Annotated in this window: 19 protein-coding genes; 7 read left to right on the top strand and 12 right to left on the bottom strand. The window is 35.8% G+C overall.

From position 1 onward, the window contains the following. Nucleotides 1-45 precede the first annotated feature (45 nt). Nucleotides 46-426: a DUF4783 domain-containing protein gene (locus ACQ33O_RS05500; protein ID WP_430994564.1), complete on the bottom strand. Its 381-nt coding sequence runs from the start codon at nucleotides 424-426 to the stop codon at nucleotides 46-48. Between the two features lie 135 nt (nucleotides 427-561). On the opposite strand from ACQ33O_RS05500, the gene gpmI reads away from it, so the two are divergent. The 6 genes from gpmI to uvrC all read left to right on the top strand — a co-directional run bounded on the left by gpmI (nucleotide 562) and on the right by uvrC (nucleotide 7,145). After that, nucleotides 562-2,076: a 2,3-bisphosphoglycerate-independent phosphoglycerate mutase gene (gene gpmI / locus ACQ33O_RS05495; RefSeq protein ID WP_430994563.1), complete on the top strand. Its 1,515-nt coding sequence runs from the start codon at nucleotides 562-564 to the stop codon at nucleotides 2,074-2,076. Nucleotides 2,077-2,086: 10 nt separating this feature from the next. After that, on the top strand, nucleotides 2,087-2,572 hold the full coding sequence (locus tag ACQ33O_RS05490; RefSeq protein WP_430994562.1) for a heme-binding domain-containing protein: 486 nt from the start codon (nucleotides 2,087-2,089) through the stop codon (nucleotides 2,570-2,572). A gap of 140 nt (nucleotides 2,573-2,712) precedes the next feature. Further along, the gene (locus tag ACQ33O_RS05485) at nucleotides 2,713-3,288 is read left to right on the top strand and encodes an RNA polymerase sigma factor (protein WP_430994561.1); all 576 of its coding nucleotides are present in this window, start codon (nucleotides 2,713-2,715) and stop codon (nucleotides 3,286-3,288) included. Between the two features lie 28 nt (nucleotides 3,289-3,316). Continuing rightward, on the top strand, nucleotides 3,317-4,564 hold the full coding sequence (locus tag ACQ33O_RS05480; protein WP_430994560.1) for a hypothetical protein: 1,248 nt from the start codon (nucleotides 3,317-3,319) through the stop codon (nucleotides 4,562-4,564). A gap of 152 nt (nucleotides 4,565-4,716) precedes the next feature. Further along, nucleotides 4,717-5,304 carry a hypothetical protein gene (locus ACQ33O_RS05475; RefSeq protein WP_430994559.1) on the top strand — a complete coding sequence of 196 codons (588 nt, stop codon included), beginning with the start codon at nucleotides 4,717-4,719 and terminating at the stop codon, nucleotides 5,302-5,304. Between the two features lie 20 nt (nucleotides 5,305-5,324). Then, complete coding sequence (uvrC, locus tag ACQ33O_RS05470; protein WP_430994558.1) at nucleotides 5,325-7,145, top strand: excinuclease ABC subunit UvrC; 1,821 nt, start codon at nucleotides 5,325-5,327, stop codon at nucleotides 7,143-7,145. Nucleotides 7,146-7,227: 82 nt separating this feature from the next. Here the strand turns inward: uvrC and gldN are convergent, their stop codons facing one another. The 8 genes from gldN to ACQ33O_RS05430 form a co-directional block, all read right to left on the bottom strand. Beyond that, a complete protein-coding gene (gene gldN / locus ACQ33O_RS05465; RefSeq protein WP_430994557.1) occupies nucleotides 7,228-8,289 on the bottom strand; it encodes a gliding motility protein GldN in 1,062 nt (353 codons plus the stop codon). Nucleotides 8,290-8,310: 21 nt separating this feature from the next. Continuing rightward, nucleotides 8,311-9,831 (bottom strand): gliding motility protein GldM, encoded by a 1,521-nt coding sequence (gldM, locus tag ACQ33O_RS05460; RefSeq protein WP_430994556.1) that lies wholly within the window; start codon nucleotides 9,829-9,831, stop codon nucleotides 8,311-8,313. A 78-nt stretch (nucleotides 9,832-9,909) separates the two neighbouring features. Then, nucleotides 9,910-10,671: a gliding motility protein GldL gene (gene gldL / locus ACQ33O_RS05455; protein WP_430994555.1), complete on the bottom strand. Its 762-nt coding sequence runs from the start codon at nucleotides 10,669-10,671 to the stop codon at nucleotides 9,910-9,912. A gap of 167 nt (nucleotides 10,672-10,838) precedes the next feature. Beyond that, nucleotides 10,839-12,128: an SUMF1/EgtB/PvdO family nonheme iron enzyme gene (locus tag ACQ33O_RS05450; RefSeq protein ID WP_430994554.1), complete on the bottom strand. Its 1,290-nt coding sequence runs from the start codon at nucleotides 12,126-12,128 to the stop codon at nucleotides 10,839-10,841. A 166-nt stretch (nucleotides 12,129-12,294) separates the two neighbouring features. Beyond that, nucleotides 12,295-14,373: a thioredoxin domain-containing protein gene (locus ACQ33O_RS05445; protein WP_430994553.1), complete on the bottom strand. Its 2,079-nt coding sequence runs from the start codon at nucleotides 14,371-14,373 to the stop codon at nucleotides 12,295-12,297. Nucleotides 14,374-14,427: 54 nt separating this feature from the next. Further along, nucleotides 14,428-15,219 (bottom strand): uroporphyrinogen-III synthase, encoded by a 792-nt coding sequence (locus ACQ33O_RS05440; RefSeq protein ID WP_430994552.1) that lies wholly within the window; start codon nucleotides 15,217-15,219, stop codon nucleotides 14,428-14,430. A 34-nt stretch (nucleotides 15,220-15,253) separates the two neighbouring features. Continuing rightward, on the bottom strand, nucleotides 15,254-16,129 hold the full coding sequence (locus ACQ33O_RS05435) for a DUF4271 domain-containing protein (protein ID WP_430994551.1): 876 nt from the start codon (nucleotides 16,127-16,129) through the stop codon (nucleotides 15,254-15,256). A gap of 54 nt (nucleotides 16,130-16,183) precedes the next feature. Beyond that, nucleotides 16,184-17,980, bottom strand: a complete 1,797-nt coding sequence (locus tag ACQ33O_RS05430) for a BamA/TamA family outer membrane protein (RefSeq protein ID WP_430994550.1) — start codon at nucleotides 17,978-17,980, stop codon at nucleotides 16,184-16,186. 50 nt (nucleotides 17,981-18,030) lie between these two features. Here ACQ33O_RS05430 and hemW point away from each other — a divergent pair, with 50 nt between their 5' ends. Beyond that, nucleotides 18,031-19,149 (top strand): radical SAM family heme chaperone HemW, encoded by a 1,119-nt coding sequence (gene hemW / locus ACQ33O_RS05425; RefSeq protein WP_430994549.1) that lies wholly within the window; start codon nucleotides 18,031-18,033, stop codon nucleotides 19,147-19,149. A gap of 25 nt (nucleotides 19,150-19,174) precedes the next feature. Here hemW and ACQ33O_RS05420 read toward each other — a convergent pair whose 3' ends face one another. The 3 genes from ACQ33O_RS05420 to rnc form a co-directional block, all read right to left on the bottom strand. Further along, nucleotides 19,175-21,544 carry a DUF7619 domain-containing protein gene (locus ACQ33O_RS05420; protein ID WP_430994548.1) on the bottom strand — a complete coding sequence of 790 codons (2,370 nt, stop codon included), beginning with the start codon at nucleotides 21,542-21,544 and terminating at the stop codon, nucleotides 19,175-19,177. A gap of 117 nt (nucleotides 21,545-21,661) precedes the next feature. Then, on the bottom strand, nucleotides 21,662-22,705 hold the full coding sequence (locus ACQ33O_RS05415; RefSeq protein WP_430994547.1) for an NAD(P)H-dependent glycerol-3-phosphate dehydrogenase: 1,044 nt from the start codon (nucleotides 22,703-22,705) through the stop codon (nucleotides 21,662-21,664). 67 nt (nucleotides 22,706-22,772) lie between these two features. Next, on the bottom strand, nucleotides 22,773-23,483 hold the full coding sequence (gene rnc / locus ACQ33O_RS05410) for a ribonuclease III (protein WP_430994546.1): 711 nt from the start codon (nucleotides 23,481-23,483) through the stop codon (nucleotides 22,773-22,775). Nucleotides 23,484-23,644: the final 161 nt, after the last annotated feature.

The raw sequence follows: 23,644 nt of genomic DNA, 5'->3' as shown, positions 1-23,644 counted from the left end.
GCCGACAGAATATCTCTGTCGGCTGAATGTGAATATCTATTTAGATCACCTGTTTTCAAATCTTAATTCTTGCAACACTTGCACATCTGCTTTCTGTTTCATAAAAATAGTGGTACGATAAACCCCGTTTTTAGATTTCAAGGTACCAATACAATATTGAGACCCGGCATTTTCACCCTTGTGAATGATATCAAAGCCATTTACACTGTTGGTGGTAAAAAAATCTTTTAATACAAGGGCGGCCTGACTCTTACTATAGCTGTTTGTCTTATCCGGCATGCTTATTTCAACGTTATTATCAAAATATTTAGATATAACGTTGAAGTTACCGGTTTTCATTGCGTTTACAACTTCATCCAATCCGGAAAGAATGGTAAAAGATGATAATATTATCAGTAAAGAGAGAAAAGTAAATATTCGTTTCATAAAGATCGTTTTCGTACTAAATTATTTTACTAAAAACGTGCCAAGCTGTGTTAAAACCGTGATTTTAAGTTCATAATTCTGCATAAAAGATAAGAAGCTTTCTTTAAACGAGCCAAAAAAAGTTAATTTTGCACCATGAAATCGAAAAAAACAATACTAGTTATTATGGATGGCTGGGGGCTTGGTACCATTAAAAGTAGCGATGCCATACAAAATGCCAACACACCATTTGTAAGTTCTTTATACAATCAATACCCGAATACCACCCTTGTTACCTGTGGCGAAGATGTGGGCTTGCCCGAAGGCCAAATGGGCAACAGCGAAGTTGGTCACCTGAATTTAGGGGCCGGCAGAATTGTTTATCAGGAATTACAACGTATTAATGTTGCAATTCGTAGTGGAGAGTTTCAAAAAAATGAAAAACTATTGGAGGCTATCAACTATGCAAAAACTAATAATAAAGCATTGCACCTGATCGGCTTGGTTAGCGATGGCGGCGTACACTCACATATCAATCACATTAAAGCCATTGCAGATGTTTGTAAAGCCGAAGGATTTGACAACTTGCTCATACATGCTTTTACAGATGGCAGGGATACAGATCCAAAAAGCGGGTTGGGTTATTTAACCGACCTTGATAATCACTTGAATCTTTCTACAGGAAAGATCGCTACCATTACCGGAAGATATTATGCAATGGATAGAGATAAGAGATGGGAAAGAGTAAAACTTGCTTACGACGGTTTAGTAAATGGTATTGGTGAGAAAACTAACGATCTGTTGAATACAGTAAAAAAATCTTACGAAGCAGGTACAACAGATGAATTCATTAAACCGATCATCAACGCATCTATTGAAAATACAAAAATACAAAGTGGTGATGCTGTGCTTGCTTTCAATTTCAGAACAGATCGTTGCAGAGAAATTACAGAAGTGTTGACGCAAACAGATATGCCAGATTTTGGGATGAAAACATTAGAGCTTCATTATACTACAATGACTCAATACGATCACTCATTCAAAAAAGTGAACGTAATGTTCGAAAATGATGATCTGAAAAATACACTTGGTGAAATTTTAGAACAAAATAATAAAACACAGATACGTATTGCTGAGACGGAAAAATATCCGCATGTAAGTTTTTTCTTCAGTGGTGGGAGAGAAAAACCTTTTATAGGCGAAAGCAGGATCATGATACCTTCTCCAAAAGTTGCCACATACGATCTTCAACCCGAAATGAGCGCCAATGAAGTAACTGCTGCTATTGTTCCGGAAATAGAAAAAGGATCGGCGGATTTCATTTGTCTGAATTTTGCAAATGCAGACATGGTGGGACATACAGGTGTTTGGGAAGCCGTAATAAAAGCAGTAGAAACTGTTGATGCATGTGTAGAAAAAGTTGTAACAGCAGCATTAAAAAGTGATTATGCTGTTTTTCTTTTAGCAGATCATGGCAATGCCGATTATGAGATCAATGAAGATGGTACACCTAATACCGCACATACTACCAACCTTGTTCCTTTCTTTGTTATTGACAAAGAATGGAGAGGTGAAGTAAAACCCGGAAAACTAGGTGACGTTGCTCCGAGTATTTTAAAAATGATGGACTTACCAATTCCAAAAGAAATGAGTGGTAATATCCTGATATAATTTTCTGTTTATGAAAAAAATCCTTCTGTTTTTGATAGCAGCATTTGTAATTATTCAGTTCTTTCGTCCGGAAAAAAATATCAGCGAAGCATCTGACGTATTAAAAAATGATATTGCAACGTTATATCCTGTTCCGAATGATGTAAAAAAAATTCTGCAAACAAGTTGCTATGATTGTCATAGCAATAATACTACCTACCCATGGTATTCAAATTTTCAGCCGGTTGCCTGGTGGCTCAATCACCATGTAACAGATGGCAAAAAGCATCTTAATTTCAACGAGTTTACATCTTACAGAATAAACAGACAGTTTAAAAAACTAGAAGAGATCGTAGATGAAGTGAAAGAAAATGAAATGCCTTTATCTTCTTACACGCTAATGCATAGTGAAGCAAAATTAGATGATGCTCAAAAAAAATTATTGATGAACTGGGCCTCCTCATTAAGAGATAGTATCAAGGCAAAATACCCTGCCGACAGTTTATTGAAAAAATAAATCTCGTTTATATATAATTTACTGATTAACAAATTATTAATTAACAAATCATTAATTACCGGAAACATGTTAACAGTTTCGGAAGACGGTGGTTTATTGCACTATTTTGTCTATATTTATAGTCCAATAAAATATTCTTTATGACCGAAGAGCTGATGCTTGCCGGATGTATTAATAATAATGCTTCTTCTCAAGAGGCGCTTTATACACGTTTTAGCCCACGTATGTTAGGTGTTTGCTATCGCTTTGCAAAAAACAGAGAAGATGCAGAAGATATGCTACAAGAGGGGTTTATTAAAATCTTTTCTCAAATACATCAATATAGAAACGAAGGTGCGTTGGAAGGCTGGATACGTAGAATAATCGTACACACTTGTATCAATGTTCTAAAGAAAAATAAAAAATTTTCCGACTGTGTTGATATTTCTCATGCAAGTAATATACACGTAAGAGAGGAAAGCGTTTCGTCTATCATACATGCTAAACAAGTAATTGAATGCATTCGTTTATTGCCGATTGGTTACAGAACCGTGTTGAACCTCTATGCAATTGAGGGCTATTCGCATAAGGAGATAGGCCATTTACTTGATATTGAAGAAAGCACCAGTCGTTCTCAATACACCCGTGCAAAAGTGATGCTGGAAGATATTCTTGTAAAGAGAAAAATTTTACCGAAGCCAAAAGAAAAAAAATACACAACAGCTATTGCCAAATAAACTTACTTAACAAACCTATACATTGCTGATGGAAAGAAATATGTTTAATGATAGTTTTGAACGAATGCTTCGTGAAAAGGCAGATGAGTTTAGAATGTACCCATCTGCAAGGGTTTGGCATAGTATATACAATAATATTCATCCCGGACGCCGCTGGCCGTCAACGGCAATGAGTATAGTATTGATAGGTCTTTTATTGTTGATCGGCTATACAAATTCTGAAAAAAACACAACTAAACCAATTACAGCGATCGACGCAAATGTTTCGTTAGGTGCTATTAAGTCTGTATCATCAAAAAATACAATCCCAACTGAACTAAATATTTTACATACAAAATCAGTTACAAGTTTAGCCGGCAAAAATTCCGGTTTTGGTAATTCCGTTCAACAGTTGGCAAAAAACAGTGGGGCAATCAATCATACAAAACAGCGTGCAAGTATAAATACAACTGAAGTGGCACTTTTGAGTATCGCTGATAACAGAATAAGTATACTGCCTGAACAAAATACTAATAATATTACGGATAATATTGAGCCCAAACTGCTTCCTTTAACGAAACGCACAATTCCTGTAGATGATAATACACTTACAGAAAACATTGTTGCCGTTGATAAGTTGATTGACAAAAAAACTGTCGGTAAATTCGGTTTGCAAGTATATGCATCTCCATCGGTTGTTTATCCGAATGCGTCAGATAATATTTCAACTAACGAGGTTAATAAACCTTCTGTAGGATTGGAGGTAGGTGCTGCTATGAAATATGCTTTATTTAAGAAATTGAAAGTAACAACCGGCCTTCAATTGAATTATATTAGCTATAATTCGTTGGGTTATTTAAGTGGTGCTACTACTACCAATTCACTCATTAAGCAAAGCCAACCTAATCAAGTAATTGAAAATTCCGGCCTTACCAATACAACAGGTTTGTACCCGGTTAATTTCCGTAGTGAAACTTATCAGGTTTCATTGCCGGTAGGCGTTGAGTTTAAATTACTCGGGAAAGACAGATTGCATTGGGATGTGGGTGCCACCATACAACCAACCTATATTATGAATGGCAATAATAATAACATTACTGATGCATCATCGATCAATAACTGGAATTTAAATGCAGGATTTGAAACTTTTATTACCTACAAAATTAACGGTCTTACGTGGCAATTGGGTCCTCAACTGCGTTATCAGTTGATATCTACGTACGATAAAACAAATAGATTTAACGAGAATCTGGCCAATTATGGCGTTAAGCTTGGCGTGAGTAAGATATTACATTAAAAATTCGTTAAATAAATTTCCGGTAAAACACAATTTTAGGGTTACTATGTCGTTAATATATTATCTCATAGTAGTTAATATTTAAAGGCCGCTGCTTCGTACCCTGCAGTGGCTTTTTTGTTTTCCCCAAGCTTTCCTATTAATTTTGAAGAATGAAAATCAAATCAGCATTCTTACTTGCCGTTATTATTACAATCATTAGTTGTAATCAAAATAAAAAAAATCCGATAACAACTACAGATACCGAGCAACCCAAAATTGACTCTTTCTTTCCGCTTACCTCTTTTTTAAAAGGACAAATGGCACTAATAGATTCTACACCTATTACACCGCTCCATTATAGCATAACAAAAGAAAAAACAGATTCGGTATGGATGAAAAAAGAAGAATTAAAAAGCTTTTTATCTCCTTTTTTCTCTCCCGAAATCACAGCTACAAACCTTACCGGATTTTACCAAAAAAGTTCCTTTAATGATCTAAGCATAAATTCTCTTACATACACTCATGACCCTACAAAAGCACTTCCCGACTCATTGAACTTATTGCATTGGGATATTTATGTAAATCCTGAAACAGAAAAAATAACAAGGGTGTATATGGTAAAATCGCTGAAATTAGCCGATAAAACATACACTCAACAATTAACATGGCAGGTAGATAAGTTTGCTAAAATTGTTCTAATTGACCCCGAAGCTAAAACAGGTTTTGTGAAAGAAGATAAGTTTGTCTGGAGTTTCTAACGCATCTCAATGCTACAATTATGACCCAAAAAGAATTTTCAGCTATCTCCGCCAGCATTCCGTTGCAACCCGGAATTTATAAATATTATGATGCTGAAAATACTTTATTATATGTAGGCAAGGCTAAAAGTTTGAGAAAAAGAGTCAGTTCTTACTTTTCCAAAACCTATAACAACAAGACAAAAGAGCTTGTAAAACGAATACATAAGATAGAATTTACAATTGTAAATGATGAGCAGGATGCATTTCTACTAGAGAATTCGTTGATCAAAAATTTTCAACCGCCATTTAATATTAATTTAAAAGACGACAAGACATACCCATACATTGTTGTTAAGAATGAACCATTTCCAAGAGTTTTTTTTACCCGAAAAAGAATTAACGACGGATCGGAATATTTTGGCCCATACACTTCTGTTGACAATGCAAAGGAGTTACTGGCATTTATAAAACAAAATGTTTTGCTGCGTACCTGCAAACTAAATCTCACACAAAAAAATATAGCAGCAAAAAAGTTCAAGGTTTGTTTGGAGTATCATCTAGGAAATTGCAAAGGGCCTTGCGAAGGTTTACAAACAACAGAAGATTATGCTGAAGGTATTGACAGACTTCGAAGCATTTTAAAAGGAAACCTTCAACCGGTTATTCAATACTACAAAAACAGTATGCAACAACATGCGCAGGCGTTGGAATTTGAAAAAGCTGAACAAATAAAGAACAGGTTGAATTATCTGCATCAGTACAAGGTAAGATCTACCATTGTAAATGATAAAATAGGCAATGTTGATGTATTCAGCATTTTGGAAGAAAATGATACTGCATATGTAAACTATTTGTCACTTAATAATGGTACCATTGTACAAACAAAAACTACAACACTAAAAAAGCAATTAGATGAAACACCTGAAGATGTTTTGATATTTGCGATTGCCCAAATTAGAAACGTATTCAACAGTACCAATAAAGAGATCATTGTTCCATTTACAATTGCCTACCCGGAAAAAGATATCACGATTACAGTACCGAAGGCAGGTGACAAAAAAAAACTACTCGATCTCTCCGAAAAAAATGTGAACTATTTTAAAGATGAACTGAGAAGAAAGAAAATTCTGTATGCCGAAAACAAAACATCGGATGAAGTAACGGATATATTGCGGCAAATACAAACAGGTCTTCATCTAAACGAAATACCTACACACATTGAATGTTTTGATAATTCAAATTTTCAAGGCAGCTTTCCTGTTTCGGCAATGGTTTGTTTTAAAAACGGATTGCCCAGCAAGAAGGATTATCGGAAATTCAATGTAAAAACGGTAAAAGGCATCAATGACTTTGCTACCATGAAAGAAGTTGTTTACAGGCATTATAAAAGGCTTTTGGAAGAAGAAAGGGAACTACCTCAGTTAATTATCATTGATGGCGGTAAAGGACAATTAAGTTCAGCAATGGAAAGTATTAAGGAACTCGGGTTAAAGGGCAAAACAACAGTTGTTGGCCTTGCTAAAAATGAAGAAGAAATATTTTTTCCGGAAGACAGTGAATCTATAAAATTGCCCTGGGATAATGAAGGGTTAAAATTGATAAGAAGAATACGAGATGAAGTGCATCGTTTTGTAATTACATTTCATCGAAATCAGCGTAGTAAAGGTGTTTTTAAAAATGAATTGGAAGGCATAGAAGGCATCGGAAAAGCTACCATCACCCTATTGATGAAAAAATATAAATCTGTAAAAAAGATCAAGGCATTAAGTGAGGCAGAGTTAATTGAAGCAGTTGGAAAACAAAAAGCAGCTATCTTATCAAATTTCTTTCAGGGTTCTGAAAGTTTAAAAACGTCCTGACCCCTATATCAGAAAACTCCTGAATAAAAAAACAGCCCGTTCAAATAAATGAACGGGCTGCAAATAATATTCTGTTCAAGAGTTAGTAACTCCAAAGATCTTGTTCGTAATTAAAGATCTTCTCTTTAATACGCTCGCCTTCCAGCAATTGAAATACACCATTTTCAGCAAGTCCTTTCATTTCTTTAAACTGTTTATCAAAAGGATTGTCAATTGTGCTTTTAATAATTCTTCCGCTGAACATACGGCTTTCGAACAATTCTTCCCAACTCATTCTTGCACCGAAGTTTTTACCGTTGTAAATTTCATACTTAGCAAATACCGGTCTCATATCAGGATAGTACACCCAAAATAATTCGGTTTCACCTAATGCAACACCTGCAGATGTAATTACATTCTTTACAGGAGCAATTCCAAGTATTCTCCAGAATAAACGAGAAGCTTCTTTATCGAAAACAACTTCTTCTTTAATTCTGAATTTGTAGAATGAATCCAGGTTAACTTCTCTTACTACTTCTTTTGTTCCAATTTTATTTCCTAAAGAATCGTAGATATCTACTACTTCCGTACCGCCTGATATTGCTTCAGCAACTTGAGCTATTGTCATTGGAGTTGTAAATCTATCATCTATATTACTGAAAACCGTAACAGCACTGTCCTGAATTGCTTTCATTAAAATTGAAATGAAACGCTGATTACCGTTATTCTCGTCAGCAGCATACATGAAAGGAAGATTGATCTTTTCACGAGCATCAATTTCTCTCCATAATTTCTGACGATATACCGCATCATCAACACGTAAATGTTCGTAATCTAAAGGAATTCTGTCTTTGATCTCTTTTGTATCTACAGCCTCGTCTTTACGTAAAGATGGCAATACCTTTTTAATAGGCAAGCTATCAATTTTCGGAGCCGGCGGTGGCGGCGGTGGAGCAGTTACTGCTGCAGTCGGCATAGATAAAGAGTCAATACCACCGGTTTTGGCAATATTGGTCTTAGTTTTTCCTTTGGTCTTTTTAGTACTGGACGTATTAGGACGTTTGGTTCCCGAACGTACAGTTTTCTTCTTTTGTGCTGATGCAATGTTTACAAACAAGCACAGAACAAAGGAAATTAAAAGATATTTTACAAAATGCTTCTTCATAGCACGAATTTTATTTCAATATTAATATAACACAATACCCACACCTTGGATCGTACGTTGTTTACCGTCCGGCCCTTGTACTTTTACGTTATCAAATGTAATTGCAGAACCCGGGCCACAACGTTGCATATAGCTGCTCAAAGGCGCTAAGCTATTACCATTTAAAGTTGTGGTTTGTACGTTACTGAAATTAGCGCCTGAGAAGTACACAGTTGCACTTACAACACTGAAGTTTGCAGCAAAATCGAAGTTCTCTAACTCTGCACGACAGAATTGTTGACTTTTGAACTGACCTGCAGACATTCTTGTACCACCCGGACCAACTTTAAATACAGGGTTAGGAATTTCTTTTACTCTGAATTCAAATGGAGTTGATTTACCATTTGCTGTTACAGTAATAGTAGCTTTACCAGGAGTTGATACAGTTACAATTCTGTTAGAAGTTCCTGAAGTGATACTACCACCTGTCATTGAAACAGAAGTTTTATCCCAACCTGAACCGGATGAAATTGTAACAGGATTTGGAACACCTATGTAAAACACATTCATCTTATCTAACATGATAGCTGAACCACCCGGTACACCTACTGTATATTTAACTTCTGAGTTAGCAACCTGATCTACACCATTTTGATCTTTATAGCGGATTGTTACAGGAATAGATCTTTCGCCTTGTCCGCTTGCAGTTGTTTTGTAAGAACCTTTACCATCAACTACAGGAACTGTAGATCCGGCAATTGAAACAGAAGGAGCAGCAGCAGAGCTATACGCACCAACACCTGCAGTTACTTCTAATTCATCACCCGGCATCAGGTAATTAGAACTTTGTCCAACCAAAACACCGAATTTATCAAATCTAACTTTTACTTCACCTATTTTAGCGTGACAAAAAGTAGCAACTTGGTTTTCAGCATTTTTTATGTTGTTTTGAAATTTACTGATAATAGTTAAAGCCGCAACAGTTGGTACCATGTGGAAATAACCTTCAGTAAATTCTTTTTTAGTTCCGTCTTGTCCAGTTGGAGGATCAGTTTCTACCGGAAGCTTTTTTTCAAATTCCAATTTGATCTCAGGATCAATTGCTAAAATAGCAGCTTTGAAATCGATCAATCTTTTAAGTAATTCCGGCCCTTTCTTTTTGCCATGTTCGCCATCACCGAATAAACGGGTAGCTGCATCCAGATCATCTTCCTTAAAACTTTCTTTCCCGTCCACCATTTGTAAACCGGCCTCTTTTTTAAGTTCTTTTTTAAGATCTTCCAAATATTTATTCATATCGTCTGCCAATTTATGAGCTTGTTCTGCTTTTGGTTGCCAGATTTTTGCCATTTCAGCAGACTTAGGGTCATCCAACTTTTCTTTTAGTGAACCATATAAAGTTGCACTTGATTTGTCAAGGTTGGTATTTGAATTAGTCAAACTTTTATCTACCACTTTAAAGGCATTAAGAATCTCACTTGATACGTTCATGGCTAACAAGGCTGTTAATACCAGGTACATCAAGTTGATCATCTTCTGCCGGGGCTCTTTAGGTAAAGCCATAACTAGTTAATATTTTGATATTGTTAATTGAAAATTGTTAAATCTTGTTTGAAAATTGACAAAAGCCAATTGACAATATTATCTTCCTTGCATTGCACTTAGCATGTTACCGTAAACTGCATTCAATTTACCAAGGTTATTAGCCAAAGCACCGATTTGTTCTTTTGCTTTGTTAGCATCATCAACACTACTCATCATAGCTTGACTAGCTTCTGCCATTTTACCGTAGAATCCGTTTAATGCTTTTAAGTGGTTATTGCTTTCTTTCAATTCCAACTCATAAATAGTATTCAATGAACCTAAGTTCTTAGTTAATACCTGTACTTGTTCGTGGAAACCTCTTGCACTTTCAGATGCATTGTTGAATGAAGCCATTGTATTAGCACTGTTGGTAAATGCTGTTGACATAGAACCAATAGCAGCTGTAGCTTCTTTTGTTTTTGCACCAAAATCGCTTGTAGATTTTACAACGTCTCCAATTTCAGTGATACCACCAACTGTAGCACCCAATTTTTGGAAACCTTCGCTTAATTTTTTCATGTTAGCTGGAGTAATATCAGCTTCTTGTAACATTTTGTCCATGCTTTTTAAAGCAGGGTTACCAGTTTCTGCAGCAGGAGCCGGAGCAGCATGTCCTTCTGGAGGAGGAGCAAATACATATAATAAAGCGTATCCTAAGAAGATAGCAGCCTCAGTGTAAAGACCAATTTTTAACCACACATCCGCACCCGGAGCGTGGGTGATTTTGAAAAGTGCTCCTAATAATACCGGTACCGCCGCAGCAGATACCAAAATGTTAAGTAGACGATCGATTGGACGAGATTGACCAGCAGCTGCCATAGTTTTAAAATTTTAGATTTTGTTTTGAGAGTTATTATAGTTTTAATTTAAAAAGCAAATCGTTGAACTAAACTACTACATTACACACATAATCGTACCCCCGCAAATGAACATTGTCATAAGCTTAACATTTTACATAGTTAGTTTCGGAAAAAGGCACCTCCTAATTAGTGACCCTTAGCAGAAGGAGGTAAATCAATTACACAACGGAAACCGATGTAACATTTTGATGTGTCCTGATACTCATAGTTACGAGTACTAGTTTGCAAAAAGTATCCAACGTCTTTCCAACTACCGCCACGAACCACTTTACGTTTCATACGTGGAGGATCTGTTTCTTTTGCATTCCAGCGAATATCTGGGTTCATATCATGTTGGAAATTGTAACCACCTTCATAGTACAAAGATGATGTCCATTCCGCAACGTTACCCGCCATATTGTATAAACCAAAGTCATTAGGCCAGTATGCATCAGCTCTTACAGTGTAAAAACCACCATCTTCAGGATAGTTACCACGACCTGGTTTGAAGTTAGCTAATAAACAACCTTTTCTGTTTCTTAAATAAGGACCACCCCAAGGAAACTGAGCTTGTGAACGGCCTCCACGTGCTGCATATTCCCATTGTGCTTCTGTTGGTAATCTGAAATCAGATTCAGCAGAACGCTTTTTACTTTCAAGATAAGAATTCAAGTAATGAGTTCTCCATTCGCAATAGGCTGTTGCTTGTTTCCAAGAAACCCCAACAACAGGATATAATCCGAAGGCAGGGTGACTGTAATACTTTTTAGCCATTGGCTCATTGTATGAGTAAGAGAAATCTCTAACCCATGAAAGTGTATCAGGATAAACCGGTACGTCTTTCTTTACAATATATTTTGAACGAGGTTGAGAAGCATTTTCTCTTTTTGCAGCTTCTTTATAATCGAAGATTTCTGAATGATACACAATTTTGGTAGGATCCAATTCCTTTTTACCGAAGATTCTGTTATCTGGAGTAACGATCATTGCATCTATCTTTTCTAGAGTAGACTTATCGTTCCATTTAATGGTTGAAGCTTTTTTCCAATCTATATATTCAATACCATCCTGACCTTGTTTGATATACCCCATTTGCTTAGCAGCAATAGAGTCTCTTACCCAGTAAGTAAATTGACGGTATTCGTTATTTGTAACCTCAGTAGCATCCATCCAGAAGCCACTTATTGATACTTGTTTGTTACGTGCAGTGTAGGCGTAGTTTACGTCTTCATCACTTGGGCCCATATGAAAAGTTCCAGGTGGTACATAGATCATTCCGAAAGGTTTAGACATACCCCACTTTCCAGCAGGAGCAACGCCATGTACCTGTCCGTCATTGGGTAAACCCTTACCCTTCTTATTTTTGCCCAGCATTTTACAGCTCGAGAAGGAAGCGATTGATGCAATCGTTACAAGAAATAGGAACCGATTCTTCATTGTTATAACATTAGAGTAATGAACAAATGTAATGATTATTTTGATTTGCAAACAATTTTGCCCTGTTTATTAGCATTTTTTTATGATAACGTTTGCATTTAAAACCACTACACTCTGAAATTGGATTTCTCCAAAAACGGCTTTTAGCGGAAAATATTGTGCCAATTTAGTTAAGATAATCTCTCTTTTTTATGGTTTCTAAAGCCTTTTGAATATCGGTAACCGGTTCTAGGCAAACATTGTTCTTACACAAATAGATAAAGGTTGAATGATCAGATAGACTTTTTGCCTGTGAAACCGTTGCGTTATTTTCTTCTGTTGATTGAAGCAACACTTTATTTGGAATATACGCTTTGTTGAAAATCCTTGCCAACTCTCTTGTTCTTCTTCCTTCTATTTTTATTTCGTTTACGCCTACTGTTTGATGAAGTAACTGCATTGCCCAATTGGCAAAAGATGTTGGATATTTTACAGCCATCATTCTAATGTATTCACACATTTGTGTTGCTCTCATTTTCCATTCACTTGTTACATTTGTAATGGAAAGCATGGAAAGATTTTTTGCCATGATGGCGTTAGCCGAAGGCATTGCTCCATCATAAATTTCTTTCTTTCTTACAACAATATCTTTTTGGTCGGCATGGGTAAAATAGAAAAACAGTTTCTCCTCATCGCTGTAATGTTCAATCACATATTCGCAATATTGTTTAGCTAAAGTATAATATTTCTCGTCGAAGGTAATTTCATACAATCCAATACAGGCCTGTATCAGATAGGCATAGTCTTCTAAAAAGGCCGGATATTTAGCCTGACCATTCTTATAAGTATGATACAGTGCAGGAGTAGCTGCCTCTTGCCTAAACCTGCTGATGATAAAATTAAAATTTCGTTTAGCCAATTCCATGTAAGCATCGTCTTGTAATGCCGCCGACGCTTTACAAATTGCATGTAACATCAAAGCATTCCAACTTAAAATGATCTTATCGTCCAATGATGGTTTTACTCTTTTACTTCTTACTTCAGATAATTTTTTTAAACAGCTTTGCACCGTTTCTTCAAATTCGATTTTATCCAAATTAAATTTTATCACAAACTCATCTAACGGCAACAGTGTTCTCAAAATATTTTTATGCTCCCAGTTTCCACTTTCAGTTACATCAAAAAATGCACAAAACATATCTGCATCTTTTCCTAAAATATGATCGATCTCTTCCTTCTGCCAAACATAATATTTGCCTTCTTCACCTTCACTGTCTGCATCCAATGCTGCATAAAAACCGCCTTCTTCACTCATCAATTCTAATTCAACAAAATTGATGGTTTTAATAATGGCGTTTCGGTATTTTTCATCCCCGGTAATTTGAAAAGCATCGGTTAAAATATTTACCAACAAGGCATTGTCATATAACATTTTTTCAAAATGTGGGGCAAGCCACTCATTATCTGTACTATATCTGGCCAATCCCCCGGCAATATGGTCATAAATACCTCCCTGCAACATTTTATCTATTGACAATAATGCCTGATCAAGAGATTCCTTATTTTTAGTGAAATGGTAATATTGGAGTAAATAATGGATGGTAAATGTTTGAGGGAACTTGGGTGCTTTACCAAAACCACCCCAAACTTTGTCAGCTGAATTAAGTATATTTTTAAATATTATATGACAATTTTCCGGATTTGTTGATTGTGCGATTTCCGGATTTATTGCAGCCCTTTTACCGGTTATATCATTGGTTTTGAGCATATAATCGATCAGATTATCTGCCTGAGATTCTATTTCATGTTTTCTTTCATTCCAGGCGTTTGCAATACCGAGCAATGTATCTGTCCAGGATGACCTGTTGAAAGCAGCAACCGGAGGAAAGTAAGTGCCGCCATAAAACGGTTTTTTATCCGGAGTAAGAAAGACATTTAATGGCCAGCCGCCACTACCAGATATTGCCTGCACAGCATCCATATATATCGCATCCAGATCAGGTCTTTCTTCCCGATCGATCTTAATATTGATGAAGTTTTCGTTCATTACCTTGGCCACCTCAACATTTTCAAAACTTTCTTTCTCCATTACATGACACCAATGGCAGGCCGAGTAACCAATACTAACCAAGATCGGTTTATTTTGATCTTTAGCTTTTTGCAGGGCTTCATCTCCCCAAGCATACCAATCTACAGGATTGTGAGCATGTTGTAAAAGATACGGACTTGTTTCGTTGATCAATCTGTTGGAAAACTGTTGGGGCATATCAATAGAATTGGCACAAATGTACCAATAACATAATTGAGATTGAAAGGGGAATTATTTCTTTTTCTGCGTAGACAAGAACATCTCTAAAGCGCTCACCATACTAGGCGCCTGTGGTTGTGGAGCCTTGATATCCAACACCAAACCGGCTTCTTCTGCTGCTTTGGTTGTGTTTGCACCAAACGTTCCGATCTTGGTGCCGTTCTGTTTGTATTTGGGAAAATTCTCTAATAAGCTTTTTACACCGCCGGGAGTAAAGAAACAAATTACATCGTAATTACGTCCAACAACATCCTTGATATTATTACTTACAACATTATATAATACCGGTGTTGCGTATTCGCAATTGTTGGATTTTAACCAGTTAGTGATCTCACTATCGAAAGATTGGGAACAAGGGTAAAGAAACTTTTCGTTGTCCTTATGCTTGTTGATAACATCAAATAAACTTTTATTGGTTCCGTCAGCGCCATAAAAAACCTTGCGCTTTCGGTACAAAATAAATTTTTGAAGATACAGGGCTATTGCTTCGGTTATACAATAATACTTTGTGTCTTGCGATACAGATATTTTCATTTCTTCGCAAATACGAAAAAAATGATCAATGGCATGCCGACTTGTAAAAATAACGGCGGTAAAGTTGACCATATCAACTTTTTGTTTTCTGAATTCCTTTGCCGGTATTCCTTCGATAACTATAAATGGATGAAAATCTAATTCGATATTGTGCTTTTTAGCCAAATCAAAATACGGAGACTTTTCGCCTTCGGGCTTAGGTTGAGTAATCAATACTTTCTTAATCGAGACAGCCTTCGTTGTGTTGTTTTTTTCTCCGTTTTTAACCATGTGCAATGTGTAGTTTTCCTACGGTTCTGCAAAGTTAGAGATTTTTATTTAATAAAATCATCAAGCCTTTGTAAATGAGTAAAAGTGGTATTACTTCAATACCGGCTATGTAAAGAAAGAAATGCAATTTGCTCACCCTTAACCTTGTTTGTAATAACCCGTAAGATCTTATAAATCGAAGCAGAAGAAATAAAACAATCAAAAATAATGAGGTCAACATGGCTGGTTTTGCAATTGATTCGCTTGAGAAGGCCATCATTATAATAAAGGGCAACAAAAAAATACCTAATATTTTGTTGATCAAAAAAACAACAAATACATAGGTATTCACCGGCTCTTTGTATGATGTAAGCCAACCGGTAAACTTTAAGGTAAGAAATTTTACAAAATATATCACTGCAACTGCAAGAATACAAGTGGTCATTGTAAGCAGCTTATTTTTATGCGGCATCCAATTAAAATGTTCCAGTAAAAAATATACATATATGCCACCCGATAACACAAAGAAGATATTAAAGAACAAAGACGGCAATTTTGCCTGAAGTAACTGATCGGTGAGCTGGCTCTGTCTTAATGAAGTATTAAAGAATACTCTGAAAAGGTTATTAAAATATTTTGCATAGAAAAACTTAAAAAAACCAAGAAATAGCGCCATTCCTGCTATAATATAAAAATAAATAGCCTGTGTATCATTTCGGCTAACAATGGTATGATGTGCAGAGCCGGGTGCCGCACTTATGTTCAAGAGTTTATTTCTACCCAAGAAAGCGTTCAATTTTGCATTATAAGATAGATTGGTAGCAACAAGGGGAGAATCTTGCTGTACAATTGTTGCCGTATCTGTTGTTTGGGAAAACATGAAAACAGGCAACATAAAAAGAATTATTAAAAATACTACCTGTTTCAACATGAATAATTTATGCTGCAAAAATAGAGATGATTGAAATGATGCCGCAAAATATTTTTAGAAATAATTAATATATCCAAAATGAATTTTAGAAGCTCTACGGAGATCAAACTTTGTATCGCTTCTGTTACCGGCCGCAAAACTGATATTGAGCAGCCCTAATTTTGTTTCAAACGACAGACCGGCCCCAATGGATATGAATCGATTATTCAAATCGATTGATTGATACCTATTTTTTACCAACCCTGCATCTGTAAAGGCAAATAAATACGAATTCAACCCAAGTAAATAGCGATACTCTGCCGTTGTTACAGCATATTGTGTAGCATAAATACTTTCTTCATCGAACCCACGCAGGAGTTTATAGCCGCCAATTTGAAAAAGGTCATTCCTGAAAATACTTTCACTACTATATAAACCGGTATTGATCGATAGCTTTACCGTACTCAACTTGTTGACCCGAAAAAAATGAGCCGCCATCAGTTTGATCCTGAACTGATAGGCTTTTAATTTGATCGAGTCGTACAAGGATTGATAGTTGAACATAGGATCATAAAGATTGATGATATCAAAATTTTTCTTGATGTTTTTGATACCGGCGGTGGCAACTATCCTTACTTCATTCCCTTTTACAGGATTGAGCCTGTAATTAGTGTTATTCCATTCATAATCTATTCCAATATTGGTAGCACTGATATCGATATTTGCAGGCAATGTTTTTGTTGCTTTTACCTGAACGGTATCTACCCCCGATGAAAGCAATACCGCACTTTGTTTTTGAAAAAATATTTTCCCCGATTGTTCGGAAGACAAAAGATATTGAATCCCGAGCTGTGCATTCATTTGTAAGAAAGTAGAATCTTTTTTAAAGAGATCGAACGAAAAGTCTATTCCAAAATTGGATTTGAAAATATAGGGTTGTTGAAACCCGATATTTAAACGGGGAGATTTATTTTGCAATTGCTGCCAATTGAGCAAGATACTTTCTCCATGTGCCAGTGCATTTTTTAAATTCAGATTAACGTCGCCGGTTAAACGTAATTTATCCAACTGATTATCTGCCGGTAATATCCCCACAAGAAAATTTATTTGACTGCTTGGCTTAGGTTTTAAATAAAGATTAAGAATAGCTCCTGTACCAAGCAAACTAATATCCCATGGTTGCAGCTCCTGTAAATATGGCAAATTCAATAAGCGTTTACTTATTTCCTGCAATTTCACCTTACTGTAAATACTCTTATTCTCTATATTCAGATATTTCCGTAAAAAAACATTGGAGATCTTTGCTTTGCCATAAACTCTTATACTATCTACATGATATAATACGCCTTTATCGATTGTAAGTTTCGCCTTAGTGCCATTATCTGAAAACTCTATGCTGTCTAAAAAAGTGTTTGCGAAAGGGTAACCGGTATTTTCACAATAATGTATAATTGCCTCCTGCAGTTGTTGTACCTGTAACACCGTTAATGATTTATTGGTAAAGCCGATTGCTGAAAGTAATTTCTTATCAGGCGTATTAGTAATAAGTTGAATTGTTTCATAGCCTTTTCCAAGATACAATTGTATGGTTGCAAAAGTAGAATCGTACCGAACGCTGTCCACAGATGCCAAAGGATAGCCCTCGCCGGCAAGCAAGGTAGGCAACCCGTTTATGTATGATGCACATCGAACTATATCAGGAAAGCGATAGCTTAATTTCAGTAACTGCGGATTGAAGGAAGTATCTTTGTCAACAAAATTTACTTTTAAAGTATATTGAGCAACGGTAACATTACAAACAAAAATGCATGCAATTATAGCAATTGAATATTGAATATTGAATATTGAATATTTTTTTGAGCGGTTTAGCATTTTTGTACGATTGTCAATATTAGATATTAAATATTAAATCAAGCATTATATTGCCCGGAATTTACATTCATATTCCCTTTTGTAAGCAGGCTTGCCACTATTGTAATTTTCATTTTTCTACTTCATTACAGCAGAAAGATGAACTGATAAAGGCATTGATAAATGAGATCATGCTATCCGAACGAAATAGAGAACCGATTGAAACACTGTATTTCGGAGGTGGCACTCCCAGCATCTTAACTATTGACGATTTGCAATTGATTTTTGATGCCCTGCATAAACGTTTTGAATTTGCAAATGATATTGAGATCACACTGGAAGCAAATCCCGACGATATCACTCCAGAAAAATTAAAACTATGGAAAACGATTGGCATCAATCGGTTTAGTATCGGTATACAATCATTCTTAAATAAAGAATTGGTTTGGATGAACAGGGCACATACCGCTGAAGAATCTTTACAATGTATTGATAAAGTACAAGAAGCCGGCTTTGACAATTTTTCTGTGGACTTAATCTACGGCTCTCCGATTTTAAATGATGATGATTGGAAAAGAAATGTTGATATGGTGATTGAAAAAAACATTCCTCATATCAGTTGCTATGCCTTGACCGTAGAACCTAAGACAGCTCTTGATAAATTAATTGCTCAACATAAAGCAGCATCTGTTGATTCGGAAAAGCAGGCACAGCAATTTTTATTATTGATGGACTGGATGCAACGGGCAGGATATGAACATTATGAGATAAGTAATTATGCAAAACCCGGCAAACGCAGTAAACACAACAGCAGTTATTGGCAGAGTAAACAATATTATGGATTTGGACCATCTGCACATTCATTCGATGGTAAAAGCAGAAGATGGAATATTGCCAACAATGCTCTATATATTCAATCTTTACAAAACAACACTTTAAATTTTGAAGAAGAGATACTAACTGAAACACAAATGTTGAATGAATATATCATGACTTCTTTGAGAACGATGGAAGGATTGAGGTTAGATGTTGTTTCTAATAGGTTTGGAAAAGATAAAAGTTGGAAGTTGGAAGTTGGAAGTAAGAAATGGCAAGATTCTTGCAAAATTAAAGTTGTTGACAATGCCCTGCTATTAACGAGGGAAGGAAAACTATTTGCTGATGGAATAGCAGCGGATTTGTTTTTTTAATTACAGATCCGCTGCTGAATATTCTTTATAATACTATTACCTTTTTATTACCTTGTTTTGTTTGCAAGTAATAGATTCCTTTTGAAACATTATTGATATCTGTGTGCTGCAAGCCTTGCTTCAATATGATCTTTTTAATGAGCTGTCCGTTACTATTTACAAATAACGCCTCTGTATTAATCAAGTCCTTATCTGTAACATTTAGCGTTAAGTTGTTTCTTCCAGGATTCATCACCATCAAACCAATGTTGTTTTTTTGTTGTTGAATTTTTACGATGTTTGAATAACTGCTTTTACCATCAATATCATTTATTTTTAAACGATAGTACATGATTGCTGCTACAGGAGCCGCTACAATAAGATCGTACTCTCCCAAATTCTGTGCATTTACCGTTCCAACACTAACAAAATTATTTCCGTCCATACTTTCCTGTATCTCATAATTTTTACAATTCAATTCATTTGTAATGCTCCAGTTCAACTGAAGACGACCATCAAACAAAGAACCGGCTGTGAAATTTAAAAGACCAACAGGTTGTGGAGGTGCAATGTAAATAGTTGTGGTAGCCGTATTAGTAATTATCGGAGCGTTATAATCAAAATAGATATATGCTTTATTTGGTATTACATCATTGAGCTGAACATTTTTTAATGCACGGATCCTGAATGTAATAAAACCATGGCTCGCCGGTTCATTCACATTACTATCTGGCAATAGAATGTTCAAAAACTCAAAGTATAAAACATTTCCCACCAATGAAACATTACAGTTATGAGAAGTATTGATCAGTTCAAAGGTTGATGTTTGCAACTTGCTATTCAATGTATCTGCTACAACAATATTGAACGCAGTATCATTCCCTGTATTTTGAAAACGAATAGTATAATTTATATATTCACCGTTAATGACTTCCTGAGGTGTAAGTATAGGAGTAGCTTGTTTATCATTGGGATCATAAGAACCTGTAACAGCTAATTTACTACTATCTGTATCTGAAACTGCTCCATCAGAAATAGAAGCGTAAGTTCTGATTGTATCATTTATTACAACTGATGGTTTTACCCTGAAGTATGCCATGAAGCTTTTTGTTTCTCCCGGCCTTAAAGTAACTGAGGCAAGATTTAAAGAACCAACACCACTGGTTACAGAGTGATTACTACTACTATCATATTGCAGTTTTGTTGCATCATATTGTACCGCAATATTAGATGTAAGTATTGTTGTACCAACATTTTTATAGCTGACAAAATAAGGTAATCCAAATCCAGGCCTTGCTCTTTGAAAAGATGTAATACTAATATCAATGCTATCTATATTTTGAATTACTTGCAAAGCAAAGTCTTGTTTAATCAGAGTATCATTGACGGTATATGGAATTGGTATAGTGCTGGGCTCTGAAACAAAGTAATTTGGTGGTGAAACTATTATAGTATCGGCAAGATATTTGCCGAATTTAATTGAATAACCACCATCATTGTAGGTATAAACATTGTTACCAGCTTTTTTCAAAGCTACTTTTATATTACTTGCAGCTATTTCATCTGCATCCTTTATTCCATTTAAATTATCATCATAAAAAACACTGCCCTCAACTTTTGTTGTCGTGGAAACACAGCCATTAACATTATTGGTTGGATTACAAATAGGATAAGAAGGAGGTCCTGAAGGGCAGTCGTAGCAGGGCATTGTATTACTAGCTCCCCAGCCAATCATAAAACTACCGGAGTTTGATCCATAAATTGAAGCCCAAGCAATATTATAATACGCATCATCACTAATACATCTAATCGTTGAATCCATAGAAAAATAATGTACTCTCGGCATCACCGACGGCAAGCAGGTAATGTTATTGTGATCAAAGGACATTGACACCAAATAAGCTCCTATCGGCATAGGTGGCAATTCCGTAAGCAAGTTATAAGAACAATTGAAATACTCAAAGCCTGCTACTCCATTAACACCTCCTGTACTATTTCGTACACCCGCTAGGGAAGGTAGATTAGTCAATTGATTATGACTACAAATTAAACTTGTTAATTTATTAGTAGTAAAGGAGGAAATTTCAGTCAGTTGATTTTCAGCACAGGAAAGCGAAATAAGCACATTTGACAAAGGTGGTATGCTTGTCAAATTATTCTTATCACAATTCAAATAAGCTAGCCTTTTGAAATACTGAATTCCTTCTAATGAACTTATATTTTTATTTGAACAATTAATATTACTATCAATTGCGGTTGCAGCACAAACTGTATCTAACTGATCAGATGCGTTAAAGCAAGTGGGGTATTTACTTTTTAAAAACGTTCTAAAATTAGCATCGGGAATATCAACAAATTGAGCTTTAGAATTGGCAAACAGACACAGGAATAGAATGAGGGGTAGAAATTTTTTCATGCAGCGGTATTTAGTTAGTTATAGAATTTTTATCTATAATGTATCGTTTAAGGATAGACGAAAATTATTTACGATATAAATCTACTCCAAATACCCGAATGATGCAAAATAAAATTGTTAAATTAAGGTTTCTTCGATCTGCTTAAACCCTTCTTCAGGCGAAAGTCCTTCCCATAAAATTTTATAAACTGTTTCTGCAATGGGCATAGGCGCAGCAACGGATTGGTTGATAAGATACATACACTTACTGGCATTATAACCTTCGGCTACCATACTCATTTCTAACTGTGCTGTTTTAACGGAATAGCCTTTGCCGATCATATTACCAAAAGTTCGGTTACGACTGAAAAGTGAATAGCAGGTTACTAAAAGATCGCCAAGATAAACGGAGGCGGAGTAATTAGTTTTTAGTTCTAGGTTCTTTGTGGGGAGTTCAGCATGAGGTATTAATGTGGACTTTTTTAAGAAGCCTACCATCTCATCTGCACTATTAGCAATGAGTACACTTAAAAAATTATCGCCATACTCCAACCCATGTGCAATACCGGCACCCACTGCGTAAATGTTTTTTAAGATGGCAGCATATTGCACACCATAGATATCATTATTCTCAACAGTGTTTAAATAATCTGTTTTGAAGTAATTAGTTATTTCATGCGTAGCATCCTTATCTGTTCCTGAAAAAGTCAAGTAAGATAATTTTTCTGCAGCTACTTCTTCAGAATGACAAGGCCCCAATACCGCAAAATAATTCGCCAGCGGAACATTGAATTCATCTTTCAAATAGTCATTCAACAATAGATTATGCTCGGGTAAAATTCCTTTGATGGCACTGATTATTTTTTTGCCGGTAAAGATATTTTTATCCAGATCTTTTAAAGTATTTATTGCATAAGCAGAAGGCACTGCAATTACAATACAATCCGAATGTGTAATTACTTCGGTAACATCTGTTGTGAGTTTGATCTTATTTAGATCGAAATAGGCAGTACTTAAATAATGAGGATTGTGTTTACGTTTTTTGAACTGTTCAATCGATTTTTCACTTCTGTTATACCAATGGATCGTTTGTCCGTTGTCGGTTAAGATTTTTGCCAAGGCTGTTCCCCAGCTACCACTACCTATTACTCCAAAGTTCATAGTTTTTAGTTCATAGTTCATAGTTAGGAGTTCGTAGTTATGTATCAGCAAGAGTTGCTCAACTAAGAACTAAAAACTAAGAACTGATTTACAGTCCTAACTTCTCTACCGCCAACTGCGCCGCAATCTGGCTGGCATCTTTTTTATTATACCCCTTCCCCTGTGCAACCAATTCTCCATCAACAGTGGCACCGATCGTAAATAAACGTCTGCCATTTTGAAAAACCTCTTCAAGGGTTTCAAAATCCAACACTTTACCATTTTTATTGGCCCACCCGTATAAACGATTCTTAATATTTATTTCAACTCCCTCCAGATCGTCAATAAACATATGGGTATAGATAATATTTTTCTCTACCCATTTTTGCGTTTTCTTGTAACCTTTATCTAGGTAAACCGCTCCTATCAACGCTTCTAACGTATTACCGAAGATCTGAGATATTTTTAATGAGCTATCATGTTTATTGTAGATGGTGATTTTTTTGAGTCCCATTTTTACGCCTACATCGTTCAATTGCTGACGGTTAACCATTTTACTTCTCATCTCGGTTAAAAAGCCCTCGCCTTTGTAAGGATATTTCATAAACAGATAGTGTGCAACAATAGAACTCAACACAGCATCGCCTAAAAATTCGAGGCGTTCATTGTTTTCATCTGCTCCTTCCCTTACCGAACGATGGCTTAATGCGGTAGTGTATAAATCCAATTTGCCGGGAGCAAAGCCCAACACATTGGTGAGTTGTTTTTTAAACTCTTTTCGTTTAGTTGATCCACTGAACAGGTTAGTTAATAGTGCCAAAAGACGATGAATATATTTTGGTTAAATATACATGATAAGATTGTATAAAAGTAAGAAAAATGTTCAACATTGGTATGCAGTACAAGAGGGCGACGCAAGGATGATGCTATGAAAAAAGAATGCTGGGACAAAAAGCCCCCATCCCCTAAAGGGGGCTTTTT

This window comes from Ferruginibacter sp. SUN002, assembly GCF_050611725.1.
GTDB lineage: Bacteria > Bacteroidota > Bacteroidia > Chitinophagales > Chitinophagaceae > Ferruginibacter.
This window is presented reverse-complemented; position numbering and strand designations above follow the sequence as displayed.